This window comes from Ilumatobacter sp. (assembly GCF_049588435.1).
In the GTDB taxonomy this organism is placed as follows: domain Bacteria; phylum Actinomycetota; class Acidimicrobiia; order Acidimicrobiales; family Ilumatobacteraceae; genus Ilumatobacter_A.
Window position 1 is genome coordinate 1 of the sequence record NZ_JBAVYV010000044.1, and the last position, 16420, is coordinate 16420.

At 66.9% G+C, this 16420-nt stretch carries 14 protein-coding genes; 9 read left to right on the plus strand and 5 right to left on the minus strand.

Annotated elements, in window-relative coordinates:
* The 3 genes from WBV89_RS01445 to WBV89_RS01455 all read left to right on the plus strand — a co-directional run.
* Window positions 1-612 (plus strand): AAA family ATPase (locus WBV89_RS01445; RefSeq protein WP_423979558.1); only part of this gene is annotated, 612 nt, incomplete at its 5' end.
* A 135-nt stretch (window positions 613-747) separates the two neighbouring features.
* Window positions 748-1560: a hypothetical protein gene (locus WBV89_RS01450; RefSeq protein WP_423979559.1), complete on the plus strand. Its 813-nt coding sequence runs from the start codon at window positions 748-750 to the stop codon at window positions 1558-1560.
* Between the two features lie 51 nt (window positions 1561-1611).
* A complete protein-coding gene (locus WBV89_RS01455) occupies window positions 1612-2334 on the plus strand; it encodes a DsbA family protein (protein WP_423979560.1) in 723 nt (240 codons plus the stop codon).
* Between the two features lie 14 nt (window positions 2335-2348).
* Here the strand turns inward: WBV89_RS01455 and WBV89_RS01460 are convergent, their stop codons facing one another.
* Window positions 2349-2522, minus strand: a complete 174-nt coding sequence (locus WBV89_RS01460; RefSeq protein WP_423979561.1) for a DUF1059 domain-containing protein — start codon at window positions 2520-2522, stop codon at window positions 2349-2351.
* A 54-nt stretch (window positions 2523-2576) separates the two neighbouring features.
* Window positions 2577-2729 (minus strand): DUF1059 domain-containing protein, encoded by a 153-nt coding sequence (locus WBV89_RS01465; RefSeq protein WP_423979562.1) that lies wholly within the window; start codon window positions 2727-2729, stop codon window positions 2577-2579.
* Between the two features lie 91 nt (window positions 2730-2820).
* Between WBV89_RS01465 and WBV89_RS01470 the strand changes: the two genes are divergently transcribed.
* A complete protein-coding gene (locus tag WBV89_RS01470) occupies window positions 2821-3549 on the plus strand; it encodes an AfsR/SARP family transcriptional regulator (RefSeq protein ID WP_423979563.1) in 729 nt (242 codons plus the stop codon).
* Window positions 3550-3572: 23 nt separating this feature from the next.
* On the opposite strand, the gene WBV89_RS01475 is transcribed toward WBV89_RS01470, so the two are convergent.
* Window positions 3573-4961 (minus strand): hypothetical protein, encoded by a 1389-nt coding sequence (locus WBV89_RS01475; protein WP_423979564.1) that lies wholly within the window; start codon window positions 4959-4961, stop codon window positions 3573-3575.
* Between the two features lie 253 nt (window positions 4962-5214).
* Here WBV89_RS01475 and WBV89_RS01480 point away from each other — a divergent pair, with 253 nt between their 5' ends.
* A complete protein-coding gene (locus WBV89_RS01480; RefSeq protein ID WP_423979571.1) occupies window positions 5215-10452 on the plus strand; it encodes a protein kinase domain-containing protein in 5238 nt (1745 codons plus the stop codon).
* Window positions 10453-10485: 33 nt separating this feature from the next.
* Here the strand turns inward: WBV89_RS01480 and WBV89_RS01485 are convergent, their stop codons facing one another.
* Window positions 10486-11457: a hypothetical protein gene (locus tag WBV89_RS01485; protein WP_423979565.1), complete on the minus strand. Its 972-nt coding sequence runs from the start codon at window positions 11455-11457 to the stop codon at window positions 10486-10488.
* Between the two features lie 65 nt (window positions 11458-11522).
* Here WBV89_RS01485 and radA point away from each other — a divergent pair, with 65 nt between their 5' ends.
* The 4 genes from radA to WBV89_RS01505 all read left to right on the plus strand — a co-directional run bounded on the left by radA (window position 11523) and on the right by WBV89_RS01505 (window position 15805).
* Window positions 11523-12905, plus strand: a complete 1383-nt coding sequence (gene radA / locus WBV89_RS01490) for a DNA repair protein RadA (protein ID WP_423979566.1) — start codon at window positions 11523-11525, stop codon at window positions 12903-12905.
* 54 nt (window positions 12906-12959) lie between these two features.
* On the plus strand, window positions 12960-13553 hold the full coding sequence (locus WBV89_RS01495; RefSeq protein WP_423979567.1) for a carboxymuconolactone decarboxylase family protein: 594 nt from the start codon (window positions 12960-12962) through the stop codon (window positions 13551-13553).
* A 74-nt stretch (window positions 13554-13627) separates the two neighbouring features.
* On the plus strand, window positions 13628-14704 hold the full coding sequence (gene disA, locus WBV89_RS01500) for a DNA integrity scanning diadenylate cyclase DisA (RefSeq protein ID WP_423979568.1): 1077 nt from the start codon (window positions 13628-13630) through the stop codon (window positions 14702-14704).
* Between the two features lie 6 nt (window positions 14705-14710).
* Entirely contained in the window at window positions 14711-15805 is a 1095-nt protein-coding gene (locus WBV89_RS01505; protein WP_423979569.1) for an isopenicillin N synthase family dioxygenase, read from the plus strand.
* A gap of 64 nt (window positions 15806-15869) precedes the next feature.
* Here WBV89_RS01505 and WBV89_RS01510 read toward each other — a convergent pair.
* The coding region (locus WBV89_RS01510; RefSeq protein WP_423979570.1) for an LLM class flavin-dependent oxidoreductase at window positions 15870-16420 on the minus strand (551 nt) is incomplete at its 5' end.

A 16420-nucleotide genomic window follows, 5' to 3' on the forward strand; every position in this document is an offset into this window, starting at 1 on the left:
CGTTCGGTCGACTTCCGCAACACCGTGCTGATCATGACGTCGAACCTGGGAACCCAGGATCTGCGCAAGGCCAATGTCGGCTTCACGCAGGACGACACGGCGATGAGCTACGAGCGGATGAAGGAAAAGGTCAACGAGTCGCTCAAGACCCACTTCCGTCCCGAGTTCCTCAACCGCATCGACGAAACCATCGTCTTCCACGAGCTCGCCCGCGACGAGGTGTTGCAGATGGTCGACATGCAGATGGAGCGTCTCGTCAAGCAGCTCGAGGGACAGGGTCTCGGGATCGAGCTCAAGCAGAACGCGAAGGAACTCCTCGCCGATCGTGGGTACGATCCCACCCTCGGTGGACGTCCGCTGCGTCGTGCGATCCAACGCCACATCGAAGATGCACTGTCCGAGAAGATCCTGTACAAGGAGTTCTCGGCCGGCGAGATCATCGTGGTCGACGTCGAGGACGATCCCGACGCCCAGGGCGGCAAGAAGTTCACGTTCACCGCTGTCGAGGGCTTCGTTCCCCCGGCATCGGTCGAACTCGAGCTGACGGCAACCGAACCTCCGGTGGTGCCCGAGGCCGGCGGCGAGCTGCCACCGCCCGAGTCCACCGAGTAGCGGCGCCGGCTCCGCACTCCGACATCTTCTCGACCCCATTTCGTTGCACCTGTTGCGACGAAATGGGGTCCGGTTCGTTTTCGGGGTCGGGGTTCCAACCGTTCGAGCGCTCTCCACGACATACTTGGGCAGGTGATGACGGCGGTCCGTGAACGAGTCAATCTGCGGCGCCTCGCCATCCTGCTGGCCGGGTTGTTCGTGCTGACCGGCTGCCAACTCGACGTCGTCGCCGACGTGGTCGTCAACCCTGACGGCACGGGGACGATCGTGGTGACGGTCGAAGCGGACGCCGAGCTGGCCGATGAGGTTCCGACGATCGCGGACGAGCTCGTCCTCGACGACGTGCGGGCGGCCGGGTGGATCGTCGACGGCCCGAACCCCACGCCCGAGGGGGGTCTGCTGCTCACGCTGAACCACGATTTCGAGGGCAAGGACGAGGCGACGAACCTGTTGCGCAGCCTGGGTCCACCCTTCAATGATCCGACGATCGGGCGTGGCCAGGACGGCGACAGTGCGACGAACGTCGCCCGCGCCAATCTCGGTCTGCCCGATGGGTTCGCCGCGTTCGCCGACGACGACCTGCAGAGCGCACTCGGCGGCGTCCCGTTCGCCGCACGCCTCGAGGAGGCCGGGGTCGACCCGTCGACGTCGTTCAACGCCGAACTCCGCGTCACGCTCCCCGGCGAACTCGTCGCCGAAGAGACCAATGCCGAGGTGCTCGACGACGGGACCCTCCAGTGGAACGTCCCGGTCGACGGGACGGTCCTCGAAGCATCCGCACGCAGCGAGCAGTCACCCTCGACCGGTGGGGTGTGGGCGCGCCCGGTTGCGACCCTGGCGCTGATCCTGCTGATCACATGGCTCGGCTTCATGGTCATCTTCATCATCTACGTCGCCATCGCCCGCTGGCGCCGCTCCCGTCGGTACCGACGCCGCGCGCTGCCGTAGACATCGATCTTCACGCGAGCCCGATCGTGCGATCTGTGACATCGTGGCCCAATGAGCGATGCCCCACCCGCACCCACCGTCGTCGACTTCCATTTCGACGTGATGTGCCCGTTCGCGTATCAGACGTCGAAGTGGATCCGCGACGTACGCGCTCAGACGGATCTCACGATCAACTGGAAGTTCTTCAGCCTCGAGGAGATCAATCGCCGGGACGGCAAGAAGCACCCGTGGGAGCGTGAGTGGTCGTACGGGTGGTCGATGATGCGGATCGGCGCGATGCTCCGGCGCTCGTCGATGGACGATCTGGACCGGTGGTACGAGCGGGCGGGCCGCGCCCTGCACGAGGACGGTCACAAGCCGCACGACCCGGCCGTGGCACGTCACCTCCTCACCGAACTCGGGCTCGACCCGTCGATCGTCGACGCCGCAATCGCCGACCCGACGACCGATGACGAGGTCCACACCGAGCACGACCGAGTCGTCGCTGCCGGCGGCTACGGCGTCCCGACCCTGTTCTTCCCGGAGTTCCCCAACGACGACGGCGACCCCGAGTGCTTCTTCGGTCCGGTGGTCCTCGACCCTCCCACCGGGGAATCCGCGATGCGGCTCTGGAACGCCACGACTGCATGGCTCGAGTGCCCGTACCTGTTCGAGTTGCAGCGCCCGAAGAACCGGTCGCACGGCGAGGTGATCGCTGATCGGTTCCGCCCATATCTTGAAGCCCGCGACTGGATCTCGATCGACCGCGGAGAAGTCGTCCCGTTCGGCGATTGAGGCAACGCGCTCGTTCAGGCGTCGGTGATCCCCGAGCGAATCAGCGCCACGACATCATCGGGCACCTCGGTCATTCCGTGGGCATCGGCCGCATGTGCCGCTGCTGCGGCCAACACGTCGTCCTCGGTCTCGCCGGTGACGACACCATCGCAACCTTCGACGACGTCTCCGCAGGCAAACTGCTTCATGATCGATCTCCTCGTTCGTCGGACCCCGTTTCGGGGCGTGACGGGACGGGAGGGTCAACTCGGGTTGACCATAGAACGCGCCTGCTCGCCGGTGAGTTCCATGTCATGGACCGACTGCGCATGCGACTGCGCTTCGGCGACGACCGCATCTTCATCTGCGCCGCGGAGCACCGTTCCACAGGGACATTCGATGGTGTAACCGTTCATTGGTGACCTCCCACGTGGCAACCTACGGATCGGGACTTGGCGAATCGTTGGAGAAAGCTTGGCACGTCTGTATCTCACCGGGAGGCTTCGCTTGGAAGGGCCCGATGGCGTCATCGATGAGGGCGACCTTCCCGGGCACCAGGTCCGGATCGCTCTGGCCACGCTCGCGCTCGAGCGACAGCCCGTCGCACACGACACGTTGGCGAGCATCGTCTGGAACGACGCACCCCCGCCCCGGTGGAAGAGCGCGCTCGCCGCCGTGGTGTCGAAAACACGCACGCTGATCACGTCGACCGGGCTCGATGGATCGTCCGTGCTGACGTCGAGTACCGGAACCTATGCCTTCTCTCCTCCTCCTGAAATGTGGATCGACCTCGAGCGGGCCCGCCGCAGCCTGGACCGGGCCGAGGGGGACTTGCGCCACGAACGCACGCGGGCTGCAGCGAGCGAGGCAACGGTCGCGTCGGCGATTCTGCGGCGGCCACTCCTCCCGGGAGAGGAATGCAGGTGGCTCGACGATGCGCGCCGCGACAAAGGCGATGCGCTCTACCGCTGCTACGTCGTGCTCTCCTCGGCATGGTGCCGACTCGGCGACCATCAGCTTGCGTCGGGGACGGCCGAGTCCGCGATTCGACTGGACCCGTGGCGAGAGGTCGGCCACCGACTCCTCATCGACGCCGAGCGCGCCCGCGGTGACCGCAGCGCCGCCTTGCGCGCGTTCGAACGGTGCGAGCGGATCCTCGCCGATGACGTCGGGGTCCGCCCCTCACCCGAGACCCTCGACCTGGCCGACCTGCTCCGCGACCCACCCCGCCGCTGACCCACACCGATGTCGATCGCGGGTCACACAACGGAGCCGGACGACGACGATCGGAGGTCGATGCGGTGGAACGTCGGGCGGTAGACGTCGAGATGGGTCGAGGTCTCGGCTCCGTTCCACCGGTTGTGTCCGATCGACCAGATGTGGGCGCCGGTCTCGTCGAGCCACGGAAGCCACGACGCGAAGTAGGTGTTACACACCGATCGGTCGCACTTGACGGGCTCGTCGACCGAGCGGACGTGCACGAAGGGTCCCTGCGGCTGGTCGGCGACTCCGAACTCGATCGTGCTCCCCCACCAGTCGTCGCGCTTCTCGACGAGCACGAATTGTTCGCCGTCGAAGCGAACCTGGACCGGATTGTTCCCGGAGAAGACGAACGTGCCATCGACCACGGGTACTGCTGCGCTGTGGTCCGGAGACCAGCCGGACCCGTCCCAGTACTCGCGGGCGGCATCGAAGGAACCGACGGGAACACGGGCGAGTTTCACGTCGACGACGCAGTCACCGAAACCGAAGTCGGTGTCGAAGCCGAACTGTTGGTAGCAGTGCGAGTACAGGTACGTGTAGGTCCCGTCGCCGGTCACCGCCCATCCATACAGATCCTCTCCGGTCGGTGGCTCGTCGATGACGTCGAGGACCTCGAGAGTCGCGGAGTCGAGGACGACCCGTCGGAGCGTGGATGGACGAGTTCGGGTGAGGTACGAGCCGCCGGTCTCGTTCATCTGGACCACGAACAACTGCACCGTTCCATCGGCCGCCGGTCCACCATCGAGGATCCAGTGCCATTGCCGCATGTGCGAGGTCAGATCACCGAGCAGCCATGAACGACCGCCATCGTTGAGCACGGTGAAGCAGCGGCCGGACTGGACCATGCCGACGTTGTGGACGAGCGTCCCCTGGATGAACGCATCCTGGAACGTCCACAGGACCCTGCCGTCCTCGAGCTTGAATGCCCGCTGGTAGTCGGCGCCCTGGAAGCCGCCGATCGGACGGGCGAAGAACTCGCTGAGCTCGTCCGCCGAGAGCCCGGCCGCGCAGTAGTCGCCGACACCAGGTGAGGTGACCGGTGCGAACGGATCGACGAGCGTGGCGACGGCGGCCGGCTCGCTCTCCGTGGTCCCTGGCGTCGTGGTCCCTGGCGTCGTGATCGCTGGCGTCGCGATCGACGGCGTCGCGATCGACGGCAGCGCCTGGATCGTGGTTGTCGGCGACGTGGTGGTCGGCGAAGTCGCGGGCGTCGTCGCAGGAGTTCGGCGAACCGAGGCCGCCGCATCGGCCACCGGTCCGGCTGGAGCGAAACGGTCGTCCACGATCGGATGGACGACAAGTGCGATCACCGCCAGGCCGACCACCATCGATCCTCCACCGACCCGGAAACCACGCCCGAGAAATGTGCTGCGTGCGAAGAACATCGCCGCCTCCCCAATGGGCTGCGATGCCTGCTGGCCGACCCTGCAACCCACCCGATGTCGGCACGGCCACCGTGCGATCGAGGGGTTGCGGCGGCGCGACAGTCCGCCGGCGCGACACCCACGCGGGATCGGTGCGGTGGAGCAACAGGCGCTTTCACACCCGTCCTGAGCTGGGAGAACAGCGACTGAGCTCCGGTGTAACCCGGCTGTAACCGCGCATCGTCATGGTGCTCATATGGAGGCGGACAGTGCCATGCAGATCTGCGTTCTCGGATCGGTCACCCTTGGGCGCGACGGTCGCGAGGCGCCACTGGGTCCCCAGGTGCGGCGACTGTTTGCACGCCTCGTCGTCGACCATGACCGCGTGGTCTCGACAGATCGCCTCGTCGATTGTGTGTGGAACGGTGACCCGCCTGCTGGGGCGCAGCGTTCACTCAAGACCTATGTGTCCAGGTTGCGTCAGTCGATCGACCCCGAACGCTCGGAGGTGCTCGTCTACAGCGAACCCGGATATCGGCTGTCGCTCGACGGACACTCGCTCGACAGCCGCGCGTTCGAGTTCGAACTCGACGAAGCGGTGCAGGCGGTCCGCCTCGTTGACCACGGGCGCGCGATCGCGCTGCTGACATCGGCGCTCGGACGATGGCACGGCGATGCCTACGTCGAGTTCGCACACGAGGAGTGGGCGCGCCCCGAGGCTGTTCGCCTCGAAGAGCGCAAGGCCGAAGCATCCGAACTCCTCATCGAGGCTCTGCTCGGGGCCGGCGAAACCGAGCCGGCGGTCGCGCAGGCCCAGTCGCTCGCTCGCTCCGAACCGCTCCGCGAACGTCCACGCGAACTCCTCATGCGGTCCCTGTACATCGCCGGGCGGCAGCCCGAGGCATTGCGCGAGTACCGAGCGTTCCGGCGGATGTTGTCCGAGGACGTCGGGCTCGATCCGTCCGGCTCACTCGTCGACCTCGAGCGTCGAATCGCCATCAGGGATTCATCGCTCGACGGACTGTCTCAGCCCGTGCGCGGATACGAACTCCGGGAACGGATCGGGCGCGGCACCTTCGCCGTCGTCCACCGCGCCGTCCAGCCCGGCGTGCGGCGCGACGTCGCGATCAAGATCATCCGCGCCCCGTTGGCCGACCGTCCCGCGTTCGTCCGGGACTTCGAGCACGAGGCACACGTGGTCGCCTCGGTCGAGCATCCGCACGTCGTCCCGCTGTACGACTTCTGGCGCGAGCCCGGCGCCGCGTTCCTCGTCATGCGATTGATGCGTGGAGGCAGCGTCGAGGACTCGTTACGGGCCCACGGCGCGTTCTCGACCGCGGCGACGGTCGACCTGCTCCGCGAGATCGGACCGGCACTCGAAGCAGCACACGACCTCGGCGTCGTGCACCGCGACGTTCGACCGGCAAACATGCTGCTCGATCACGAGGGTGCCGCGTATCTCGCCGACTTCGGAATCGCGGTGTGGACGCCGACGGGTGACGGTGACGCACTCGCCACCGCGGTCGACTACGCGTCTCCCGAGGTGCTGCGCGGCGAACCGATCGCAGCGACGGCCGACATCCACAGCCTCGGCGTCACGATCTTCGAACTGCTGACCGGGCAGCTTCCGTTCGCGGGAAGCAGCGATCGGGCAGAACTCGTGCGTCGGCAGCTGACCGAGCCGCTTCCGTCGCTGCTCAACTTTTCCGGCGACCTGCCCGTCGACCTCGACGAGATCATCGGTCGGGCGACCGCGAAGGACCCAGCCGACCGATATCCGAGTGTCGAGTCGCTGGTCGACGACGTCGTCGAGGTACTCGACTCGTCACGGCCGATCCGTCGCGACTCGCGCCGGTGGATGGTCGACAACCCGTACGTGGGCCTGCACGCTTTCGGTGAGCGTGATGCAGCAAGGTTCCACGGTCGTGAGGCACTCGTCGCCGAGGTGGTGGAGCGACTGGAGGATCAGCCGCTGGTCGTCCTCGTGGGACCCTCGGGATCGGGCAAGTCGTCCGTCGTGCGTGCCGGGCTCGTCTCCGCGCTCCGCACGGGTGTCATCACCGGATCGGAGAACTGGTTCGTGACCACCATGGTCCCGGGTGCCGATCCGATCGACGCGTTCGAGGCGGCGCTGTTGCGTGTCGCCGTCAATCCGCCCACCTCGCTGCGATCCCAACTGAACGAGCGCAGTGGATTGCTTCGCGCTGTGCGACGCATCCTGCCCGATGACGACACGACGCTGCTCGTCGTGCTCGACCAGTTCGAGGAGCTGTTCACGTTGACCGCACTGGAGGACGAACGCGATCGGTTTCTCCACGAACTCGCGCATGCAGTCCGTGCCCCGTCGTCGCCGCTGCGGATCGTGGCGACGTTGCGAGCGGACCACTACGACGAACCGCTCGCGAACGCGGCGTTCGCGGAGCTCGTCACCGACGGGACCGTGACCGTGCGCCCGCTGGAGCCGGCCGAACTCGAGGAGGTGGTCGTGCTTCCAGCACGCTCCGTCGGCGTCGAGGTCGAGCCGGCCCTGACCGCCGAGTTGGTCGCGAGCGCGAGCAAGCGACCCGCCAGTCTTCCGCTGCTCCAGTTCGCTCTGACCGAGACGTTCCGGCGGAGAACTTCGGACGTGATGTCGCTCGCGACCTTCAACGAGTTGGGCGGACTCACCGGGGCGATCGCCGCGAGGGCAGACCACATCGTCGACAGCGCGGGCGAGGCCGAGGTTGCGGAGGCTCGGCGCATTCTCGGCCGACTGGTCACCCTCGACGAGACCGGCGGACACTCCCGACGGCGCGCCCTCATCAGCGAGTTGGGCGACGACGATACGACGACGAGACTGATCGAGCAACTCGTCGAGGCGCGGCTCCTCACGGTCGACCGCGACGGCGCCAGTCGCGAGCCGACGGTCGAGGTGGCACACGAGGCCCTGCTGCGCGACTGGCCACGACTGCGGCGCTGGCTCGAGGAGGACCGGGAGAATCTGAGAGCTCTGCGTGAGGTCGCGTCCAGATCCGACACCTGGCTGCGGTCGGGGCGCGACGACGCCGAACTGGCGCGAGGTGGGCGACTCATCGCTGCGCAGGTGCTCGCCGAGGAGCGCCCGGACCTCCTGAACGCGACGGAACTCGACTGGGTCACCGCGTCGATCCGCGAGCAGGATCGCGAGGCGCAGGAACGTCTGGCGGCAATGGAGCACGAACGGCGACAGAACCGGCAGCTGCGGGGACTGCTCGGAGCAGCCGCTGTCCTTCTCGTGCTGTCCGTTGGCGCGGCCTCGATCGCGCTCGTGCTGCGGCGGAACGCCGTCGACAACGAGCGCGATGCGATCACCGCCGAGGCCCGGGCGAGCGCCAACGCGGATGCCGCTGCAGCAGCGGAACAAGATGCCGAGACCAACCTCGCCGCGGCTCGGGACGCGGAGCGCGAAGCGCAGGCGAGCGCTGAGGATGCCGAGATCGAACGGCTCGTGGCACTCTCCGCGGCGCAGATCTACGTATCGCCGGATCGTGCGATGCTTCTCGCGCTCGAGGCCAATCGGCGCCGCGACGATGCGGTCACTCGCGGTGCGGTCCAACGCTCGATCGCGACCGAACCTCGGTTGTCGCGGGTCGTCCCGGTGGGCGACGATGTCCGGGCCGTCGCCCTCTCGGACGACGCGACCGTCGCGCTCGTCGCCCGCGAGAACGATGTCTCGTGGGTCGACATCGCGACGGGCGAACCGACCGGTGCAACGTTCTCCACCGACGACTCGATCTACGACCTGCGTGCTTCTGCCAACGGGACAACGGCCGCTGTCGCGACAGACTCGGGCGGGACTGTCCTGACCCACATTCTTCGTGCCGACGGCGCTGAGGTGACGGTGCTCGCCGAACACGAGGGCTATCCGCGCGACTATTCCGGTGACACGCTCGTGCTCGACTCCGGCGGCACGGTTGGATTCGTGGATGCGATCTCTGGATCGGTTCGTGTCGAGATCCCCGTCGACGACTTCTACGTCGTCCTGAGCCCGAACGGTGAACGGGCAGCAGTCGTGTATGACCCGTTCTTCGCAGGCGGCCTCACCGAGCGGCGGACCGAGATCCTCGATGTCGCCACCGGCCAGGTTCTCGCCGTGTTGGACGAGCCGGAGTTCGTCAACACGATCGCGCTGGCGGACGCGGGGACTCTCGTGACCGGATACGTCGATGGAACGATCTCGCTCCGCAACGTCTCAGCTACTGGCGTGACCGGGTCCACGACCACGTTGACCGCCCATTCGCGCGAGGTGACGTCGATCGGCGTCGCTCCGGACGGCAGCTTCGTCAGTGCGGGCGGCGATCGGACGCTCCGCTTCTGGTCACCGGACGGAGCACTCATCGGAGATCCCGTTCGAGTCTCCGGCGCCATCGTCGACGCGGCATTCGGTACCGACGGGCGAGTGGTCGCGACCCAGGGAAGTGGCGGCCCGCTCGTGTTCGAGATCGACCACCGAGCGATCGTCGATGATCGATTCCCCGCGTCGGAGAGCACCGCCGTCCTGTCGCCGACCTCCCCGTGGGCCGCGCGCATCTCCGACGACCGGCGAGCCGTCACGTACACACGCGTCGATGACCCGACCGAGCAACACGTGCACGACCTGTCCGAGGTTCACCCGAACGGCGCGCTGGATCTCTGGTCATTCAGCCCGGACGGAGAGTGGGTCCTGACGGTCGATGCGGAGTCGACGGCAGACGCGATGGGGACGATCTCCGTCTCGTCGATCGATGGGGATCGGCGGACCACTCTCGACGGAGCTGACCTCGTCGAGCGGCTCGACCACGCAGATCAGGACCGAGTGGCACCTCGGCTGGGTCCGAGGGGCGAGGAGTTCCTGCTGCAGGTCGAGGGCACCGACGGGAACTCGACGATGGCCTGGTTCGACGCGGACACGGGTGAGATGATGGCTGGACCGACTCGCGGGCCTGCCGGTGATCCGATGGTTCTCGGGGACGGAAGCATCGTCCGAAGTTCGTTCGGCGGACCCGTCGAGGTGCTGTCGCCCGAGCTCAAAACCCTCCGGACCATCGATGGCACGGATGATTGGCGAGCACTCCACCAGAATCCGACCAGCGGTTTGGTCGTGGCGACCGGCGGCCCGGGCGAGCTTGCGCTCATCGAGCCATCGACCGGGGACCTCGTGTTCCTGACCGGGTTGGCGGGTGAGGTGGCCTCGGCGGCGTTCTCGCCGACCGGCGACCTGATCGCGGCGACTTCGACAAGCGAGGGGGTGCAGTTGTTCGACGTAGCCAGCGCCCAGCCGATCGGTGTACCCATGGTGCCGAGCGGGCAAGCGACGGGTGGCATCCATGGAATCCGATGGTCGAGCGATGGAGCCGGCGTATGGATCGCACCGTCCGGCGGCCCCGTCCGGTTCGTCACGGACCCCGCACGCTGGCGAGAGATCGCGTGCGAGGCGGCCGGTCGCGAGCTGACCACCGCCGAATGGAAGAACTTCGTCTCCGAGACGGAGCCCCACATCTCGGCGTGCACCTGACGTCATCGACGAACGAGACCGGATTCCGCCCGCTCACACGAGCAGGTCGCGTTCCGGCAGCGGAAGGGCCCACCTCGATCGAAGTTCGTCCAGTTCGACGGTCGTCGCCGACCAGAAGTCCCAGCTCTCGTCGACCACGTCGATCGTTGCATGCGCACCGCGATCCCACGCGGTCCAGAATCGTCGCGGTTCGAACGCACCGGTCGAACTCCCTGCAATCTCGTTCAGCTTGATCCCCAGGTGCCAGCTGAACAACACCGGAAGGACCTCCGCCCCCATCGGATGATCGGGATGCATCGCTCCGATGAACGTCGACACACAGAGTTCACCCTGTTGCGATGTCGAATAGCCGCTGAGCACATGGGCCGAATCATGTGGAGTCGTGAACCCTTCCGCCAACCCGGCCGGATTGCCGGGAAACGCAAACCCGTTGTCGCGGAAGTGATCGGCGAACGCCCGTCCGAATGTTCCAACGGGCAGATGGGCGAGCTCGAGATACCGGGCCTCGAGCCCGGGATCGTCGTCGCCGTCTCGATAGGGCATGAACCGAGCCATGATGTCCGTGACCAATCCGGAGGAGTCGATTCCCGGAAAACTCGCGGCGTTCTTCCGGATCATGCAGGCGCCCGCTGCTGCAACCTCTCCTTCGGCGGCTTCGGCGAGCACGCGCAGGTAGTCCTCGTCGACGCCGAGCGCGGCGGCGTATGCAGCAACGAGCACGGTCTTGGCGGGGTCGATCTGGCCGTCGACGAGTGACATGACCGCGAGCACGCGCACAGACGACCGAGCGTCCTCCTGCGACATCATGACGCCGCGCAGCTGTTCGGGTGACGCTCGATCGAGGCCATCCAGGTCGACCCTCTCCGCCCCGAGCACGATGCGTCCAGCGGCGTCGATCGTCCGGACGTCGGCGTCGCTGATGCCGGCGGCCCCGTGCGCGAACGCAATCTCCTTCATCGCGCCGAGGATGGCGTCGCGTTGCAGATCGGACACACGAACGATCATCAGCCGATCCTAGACAACCCGATTCGTCCGCATCTTCGAGGTACCCCCGTGGGCATGATGGGCCGATGGCCGCCAAGTCCTCGAAGATCAAGACACTGTTCGCCTGCTCGGAGTGCGGTGCTCAAACCCCGAAGTGGGCAGGTCGGTGCACCGAATGTGGGGACTGGAACACGCTGGTCGAGGAGATCGCGGGAGGTGGCGCCGATGCCCAGGTCATTCCCCTGGCGCCAACCAACCGCTCGGGGCCGACCCGGATCGGCGAGGTCCGCACCGACACGGCGCGCCCGATCTCGACCGGAATCGCCGAACTCGACATCGTGCTCGGTGGCGGTCTCGTCGCGGGGTCGGTCACGTTGCTCGGCGGCGAGCCCGGCATCGGCAAGAGCACGTTGCTGCTCCAGTTGCTCGCGGCCCGCGCCGACACCACCCTGTACGTGAGCGCCGAGGAGAGCGCCACCCAGGTACGACTGCGCGCCGAACGCCTCGATGCGATCCGACCCGACCTCTGGCTCCACGCGGAGACCTCGCTCCCCCACGTCATCGCGGCGATCGATCAGATCCGACCCGAACTCGTCGTCATCGACTCGATTCAGACGATGGTCGACCCCGACTTGACCTCCGCACCGGGTTCGGTCGGACAGGTGCGCGGTTGCGCGCACCGACTGGTCAACGAAGCCAAGGAGCGCAACATCGCGATCGTGCTCGTCGGTCACGTCACCAAGGACGGCAACCTCGCCGGGCCCCGCGTCCTCGAACACGTGGTCGACACCGTGCTCCAGTTCGAGGGCGACCGTCATCACGCGCTGCGCCTGCTGCGGGCGGTCAAGCACCGCTTCGGGCCGACGAACGAACTCGGCCTCTTCGAGATGGTCGGTGCCGGGCTCGTGGCCGTTCCCGACCCGTCGACGATGTTCCTCGCCGACCGGCGCACCGGGATTCCGGGGTCGGCGGTCGTCCCGACGATGGAGGGGCGGCGCCCGATCGTCGTCGAACTCCAGGCGCTCACATCGCCCGGCATGGAGAACGTGCCCAAACGTCGCAGCGCACAGGGCATCGACGGCGGCCGCCTGTCGATGTTGATGGCGGTACTCGGTCGGCGTGGACGCGTCATGGTGGGCGACCAGGACGTGTATGCGTCCGCAGCGGGTGGAGCCAAGATCACCGAACCGGGTCTCGACCTCGGCATCTGCCTCGCGGTCGCCAGCGCGATGAACGACGTCCCGCTCCCCGCCGACATGGCGGTGTTCGGTGAGGTCGGTCTCGGCGGCGAGGTGCGCCAGGTCGGCCACGCACCCCGACGGGTCACCGAGGCGTCACGGCTCGGATTCCGGCGGATCATCGTCCCCGCCAAGTCGCCCGAGCCCGACGACGACGTCGCCGGCTCGGTCCGACTGCTCCGGGTCTCCACCTTGACCGAAGCCCTGCGTGCGGCAGGCGTGAATGAATGACCGGGACGCCCTTCGACGGCAGGCGACGACCGTCGACTGTGTACGTTCGGCGCGATGAGCGCTGACGTCGAAGGACACCACGAGCATCCCCGCCCCACCGAGCCGCGGATCGAGCCGATCACCGAATTCGACGGGGAACTCGCCGACATCATGGCCACGGCGCTCACGCACGACGGCACACCGCTGAACATCTTCGGCACCCTCGGCACACACCCGAAGCTGTTGAAGCGATTCAACCTGCTCGGGGGCTTCCTGCTCAACAAGGGCCTGCTTCCGCCACGCGAGCGCGAGCTCGTGATCCTCCGGGTGGGGGCCAACGCGCACGCCGAGTACGAGTTCGGACAGCACACCATCATCGGCCGCGACTGCGGGCTCACCGACGACGAGATCGGCGCACTCACCCGCGACCCTGCCGACCATCCGTGGACCGACGGCGACCGAGCCCTGATCGCCCTCGCCGACGACCTCCACGCCGACGACTGCGTGGCGGACGACACATGGGCCGCGCTGGCCAACACGTGGGACGACGCTCAACTGGTCGAGCTCCTCGTCGTCGCGGGGTTCTACCGACTCGTGTCGGGCTTCTTGAACAGCACCGGTGTCCAACTCGACGCCGGCGTCCCCGGATTCCCGCCCGCGGTGTCGTGACCGAACTCCTCCCCGAACGACCGCCTCGATCAATCCGCCGATCGGCATTCGCCACCACCCTCTAGACTTCGGTCATGCCGATGCGATATGGGAGTGCCAACGAGCAGATGCGCCAGGCACTCGCTCGCATCTCGCCCGGAACCCCGCTGCGCGACGGAATCGAGCGTGTCGTGCGCGCGAAGGCCGGCGCCCTCCTCGTGCTCGACGACGGCGCCGACGTGCTGTCGATCTGCTCGGGCGGCTTCCTGGTCGACGCTCCCTACAGCCCCCAGCGATTGTCCGAGCTCGCCAAGATGGACGGCGCGATCATCATCTCGAGCGACGGTGGACGGATCGCGCGGGCCAACGTGCACCTCGTTCCCGATCCGACCGTGCCCACGAGCGAGACCGGAACCCGTCACCGCACCGCCGAACGCGTCGCCCGCTCGTTGAGCGTCCCGGTCGTCTCGGCCAGCGAGGAGATGGGCGTCATCAACGTCTATGCGGGTGGCGGCAAGCGTCAGTTGCAGGAGATCGGGCGGTTGCTCGAACGGGCGAATCAAGCGCTCCAGACGCTCGAGCGGTACAAGATCCGCCTCGACGATGCGATGGCCAAACTCACCGCCGTCGAAGTCGAGGACCTGGCCACCCTGCGCGACGTTGCTGGGGTCGTGCAGCGTGGCGAGATGGTCCATCGGATCGCTGATGAAATCGAGACGATGATCGTCGAACTCGGCGTCGACGCTCGCCTGCTGCGCCTCCAGCTCGACGAGTTGTACGGAGAGATCGACGACGAGCTCGAACTCGTCGTGCAGGACTATGTCGCCGATGATCGATCTCCGAGCGAGACGCTGGCGATCATGTCCCGGCTGACCGACGAGGAGACCCACGACCTGCGCCTCGCCGCCGAGGCGCTGCATCGTCTCGAGGACGATGACGACCTCTCGATGTCGGTCACCCCGCGTGGGCTGCGGCTCCTCCATCGCACCAAGCGCCTGTCGTCCGATTCGGCGATCGCGATCGCCGGCCACTTCGACGGTCTCTCCAAGCTGCAGCGTGCATCGGTCGACGATCTCTCCAAGGTGGCCGGCATCGACGGCGCCACCGCGGCCGAGGTTCGCGAGACCATCGCCCGGGTCACCGAGTCCGCGATCCTCGACCAGTACAACTGACGGCGGATGACCGAGTTGACCGCGACCACATCGCTCGGGTTCGACGAGATCCCGATCATCAGCCTCGCGGCAATCGACGGCCCACCCGACGAACGGCACCAACTGGCCGATCGGATCGGCAGGGTCTGCCACGAGGTCGGTTTCATGGTGATCGTCGATCACGGCATCGATCACGCGGTGGTCGACGACGTGTTCGAACTCATGGATCGGTTCTTCGCGCTCGACGAGGCCGAGCGGGCACTGATCGACAAGCGTCGATCGCCTCAGTTCCGCGGATGGGAGTCGGTGGGTTCCGAGTTCACGAACAATCGTGTCGACGTCCGCGAGCAGATCGACATCTGGTCGGAGTGGCCGTTGTCGAACGCCGCGGACAGCGCGATCCACGACCGCCTTCACGGACCCAACCAATGGATGCCCGCCGACATCCTGGCCGACCAACGCGACATCACGCTGCGGTGGATGACCGAACTCGGCGCCCTCGCCGATCGGATCCTCGGTCTCTTGGCGATCAGCCTCGGGCTCGACGACGACTTCTTCTCGGAACTGTTCGGCGATCAACCGATGTCGCTGACGAAGATGATCAACTATCCGCCCACACCGTCGGGCGGCGCGGGCGTCAACGCTCACCATGACACCGGGTTCGTGACGCTGCTCGCTCCGGGCACGGTCGCCGGGCTCGAGATCCTCAACCCAGCCGGAGAGTGGATTCCCGTGCCGACGGTTCCGGGGTCGTTCGTGGTGAACCTCGGCGAGATGCTGCAGTCGATGACCGGGAACTACTTCGTCGCCACCGCCCATCGCGTGATCACGATCGAGCCACGGAAATCTGCTGCGTACTTCCACGGGCCGTCGCTCGACACGCCGCTCGATGCGATCGACCTGGACGGGCGATTCGTCGATGCGGTCGTCGCCAGCCCACGACACTCCGCTGCCGGATTCATGGCGAGTGCGGACGAGACCAATTCCGGCGTGAGCGACATGGCGAGCCGTCGCCGCGCCGACACGTACGGCGAACAACTGTGGAACTACTTCGTGCGCAGCTACCCCGACAACGTCGCCCGACACCATCCCGACGCCCCACCCCACCCCTCGTTCGCGTGAGGTCTGTGCGCTCTGAAGGCGCACAGAGCTCACGCAAACACCGGGTCGCCGACGAATCTGCCGCTCATCGTCCCTGCGTGAGAACGGCGAACTGTTCCATGTACTCGAGGTAGGCGTCGAAGCTGTCGGTGCCCGGCGAGTACTGGACCTCGATGAAGACCTCGTCGGCTCCGATCTCCGCGCACCGCCTGGCGTCGTCCATCACCTGCTCGACGGACCCGGCGAAGATCCCACGGTCGTCCCCCGACACTTCGGCGCCGATCGCACAGTTGGCCCGCACGATCAACCCGACCTCGTCGGGGTCTCGTCCGCCTGCTTCGGCCATCGACCGAATGCCGTGGAACATCTCGTCCATGGCCGGGATCGGGACGCCCGCCGGTGACCACCCGTCGGCGCGTTCCGCGATGCGCGCCATGCCCGCGGGCGAGTATGCCGCCAGGTAGATCGGTGGTCGCGGACGCTGAGTCGGGACCGCCTCGAAGATGGATTCGGGCATCGAGACGAACGCGCTCTCGTGGGCGACGGTGCCGCCGCTCCAGATCTTCTCGATGACGTCGTGTGAGTCCTCCATCCGCTTGGCTCGTCCCGACCACGGCGTACCGGTGACCTGATATT

Excerpts from the sequence above, each read along its gene's own strand:
- WBV89_RS01450 (WP_423979559.1), top strand. The coding sequence starts at position 748 with ATGACGGCGGTCCGTGAACGAGTCAATCTGCGGCGCCTCGCCATCCTG.
- WBV89_RS01455 (WP_423979560.1), top strand. The coding sequence starts at position 1,612 with ATGAGCGATGCCCCACCCGCACCCACCGTCGTCGACTTCCATTTCGAC.
- WBV89_RS01460 (WP_423979561.1), bottom strand. The coding sequence starts at position 2,522 with ATGAAGCAGTTTGCCTGCGGAGACGTCGTCGAAGGTTGCGATGGTGTC.
- WBV89_RS01465 (WP_423979562.1), bottom strand. The coding sequence starts at position 2,729 with ATGAACGGTTACACCATCGAATGTCCCTGTGGAACGGTGCTCCGCGGC.
- WBV89_RS01475 (WP_423979564.1), bottom strand. The coding sequence starts at position 4,961 with ATGTTCTTCGCACGCAGCACATTTCTCGGGCGTGGTTTCCGGGTCGGT.
- WBV89_RS01480 (WP_423979571.1), top strand. The coding sequence starts at position 5,215 with ATGCAGATCTGCGTTCTCGGATCGGTCACCCTTGGGCGCGACGGTCGC.
- WBV89_RS01485 (WP_423979565.1), bottom strand. The coding sequence starts at position 11,457 with ATGATCGTTCGTGTGTCCGATCTGCAACGCGACGCCATCCTCGGCGCG.
- radA (WP_423979566.1), top strand. The coding sequence starts at position 11,523 with ATGGCCGCCAAGTCCTCGAAGATCAAGACACTGTTCGCCTGCTCGGAG.
- WBV89_RS01495 (WP_423979567.1), top strand. The coding sequence starts at position 12,960 with ATGAGCGCTGACGTCGAAGGACACCACGAGCATCCCCGCCCCACCGAG.
- disA (WP_423979568.1), top strand. The coding sequence starts at position 13,628 with ATGCCGATGCGATATGGGAGTGCCAACGAGCAGATGCGCCAGGCACTC.
- WBV89_RS01505 (WP_423979569.1), top strand. The coding sequence starts at position 14,711 with ATGACCGAGTTGACCGCGACCACATCGCTCGGGTTCGACGAGATCCCG.